Below are 1,717 nucleotides of genomic sequence, written 5' to 3'. Positions count from 1 at the left end.
TCGATCTCCCACGACCTGCGCACCCCGCTCGCCGCCATCCTCGGCGCAGCCGGCACGCTCCGCGACTTCGCCGGCGACCTCACCGAGGAGGCGAGGGGCGATCTCCTCGGCACCATCGTCGCCGAGGCCGAGCGCCTCAACCGCTTCATCGCCAACCTCCTCGACATGACCCGCCTCGAGTCCGGCGCCATCGCCCCCGCCCGCACGCCCCAGGACCTCGCCGAGGTGGTCGGAAGCGCGCTCGAGCGCGCCGGCCGGGTGCTCGCCGGCCACCACGTCACCGTCGATCTCGCCGACGACCTGCCGATGATCGAGATCGACCCGGTGCTCTTCGAGCAGGTGCTCTTCAACCTCCTCGACAATGCCGCGAAGATCGCCCCCGAAGGCTCGACCGTCCGCATCGAGGTCCGCCCGACTGCGGCCGGCGGCGCGACGATCCGCGTCCTCGACGAGGGCGAAGGCATCCCGGAGGGCGAGCTCGAGCGCATCTTCGACAAGTTCCACCGGGTTCAGAAGGGCGACCGCGTCCGCGCCGGCACCGGTCTCGGCCTCGCGGTCTGCCGCGGCTTCGTCGAGGCGATGGGCGGCGCCATCTCCGCCGCCAATCGCTCCGACGGCCCCGGCGCCGTCTTCACCGTCACCCTGCCCGCACCCCCCGGCGCCCGCGCCGGGCGGGCCGCATGACCGCGCCCGCCGTCCGCATCCTCGTCGTCGACGACGAGCCGGCGATCCGCCGCCTGCTCCGCACCGGGCTCGGCACGCAGGGCTACGCCGTCGCCGAGGCAGCCTCCGGTGTCGAGGCCGCCCGGCAGGTCGGCGCCGCCGACCTCGTCATCCTCGACCTCGGCCTGCCCGACACGTCGGGCCAGGAGCTGCTCGCCCGCTGGCGCGCCGCCGGCAACGCCGTGCCGGTGGTGATCCTGTCGAGCCGCGACGACGAGGCCGGCATCGTCGAGGCCCTCGACCTCGGTGCCGACGACTATGTGACCAAGCCCTTCGGCATGCGCGAGCTCGTCGCGCGGATCCGCACCGCTCTCCGGCACCGCCTCCAGTCCGAGGGCGCGCAGCCGATCTTTCGTTCCGGCAACCTCGCCGTCGACCTCGTCCGCCGCGTCGTGCGCGTGGACGGCGCCGAGGTCGGCCTCACGCCGCGCGAGTACGAGATCCTGCGCGTGCTGGCCCAGAACGCCGGGAAAGTCCTGACCCATCGGTTCCTGATCCGCCAGGTCTGGGGCGGCATTGCCGATGTCCAGAACCTCCGGGTCCACATCCGCCAGCTTCGCCAGAAGATCGAGCCTGACCCGCAGCGCCCGACCCACATCCGCACCGAAACCGGAATCGGCTACCGCCTGCACCTCTGGGAGGCCTCGACGTAACGCTTCGCCCGAGGTCAGTACACCGACAGATGGGATGATGCGCCGGGCAGCGGGATGCTCGCATGGGGCAACCGTGGCCGGACGACCATCGAGATTGGATGGTCGTAGCTCCGGGGAACTCCAGCGCCCGCGCCGTGGCGGAGCGGTTCATGCGGAATTGGCGATCGCTGATCGGCCGACGCGCCGTAGGCGACCAGGCGGCTCTGACCGGCGCGGCGCCCGCTCTCCCCGGGGTGGAGCGGGCGCCCTCTCGCCTCGTCCGGCTCTCGCTCGAAGCGGGCGAGCCGGGACCGGAGGCTCGCGATGTGCGAAGGTGGGATGCCGCGGCCCTGACGAGGAGA

General features: G+C 72.6%; 2 protein-coding genes. Both read left to right on the top strand.

What is annotated here, in order from left to right:
* Window positions 1-684, top strand: a 684-nt coding sequence (locus tag Q0112_RS05890; protein WP_297972711.1) for an ATP-binding protein, incomplete at its 5' end; no start/stop codon positions are given.
* Window positions 681-1,376 carry a response regulator transcription factor gene (locus tag Q0112_RS05885; protein ID WP_297972708.1) on the top strand — a complete coding sequence of 232 codons (696 nt, stop codon included), beginning with the start codon at window positions 681-683 and terminating at the stop codon, window positions 1,374-1,376. The genes Q0112_RS05890 and Q0112_RS05885, both read left to right, overlap by 4 nt.
* The last annotated feature ends 341 nt before the right edge of the window (window positions 1,377-1,717 follow it).

Source organism: uncultured Amaricoccus sp., from assembly GCF_937858865.1.
Lineage (GTDB): Bacteria > Pseudomonadota > Alphaproteobacteria > Rhodobacterales > Rhodobacteraceae > Amaricoccus.
This window is presented reverse-complemented; position numbering and strand designations above follow the sequence as displayed.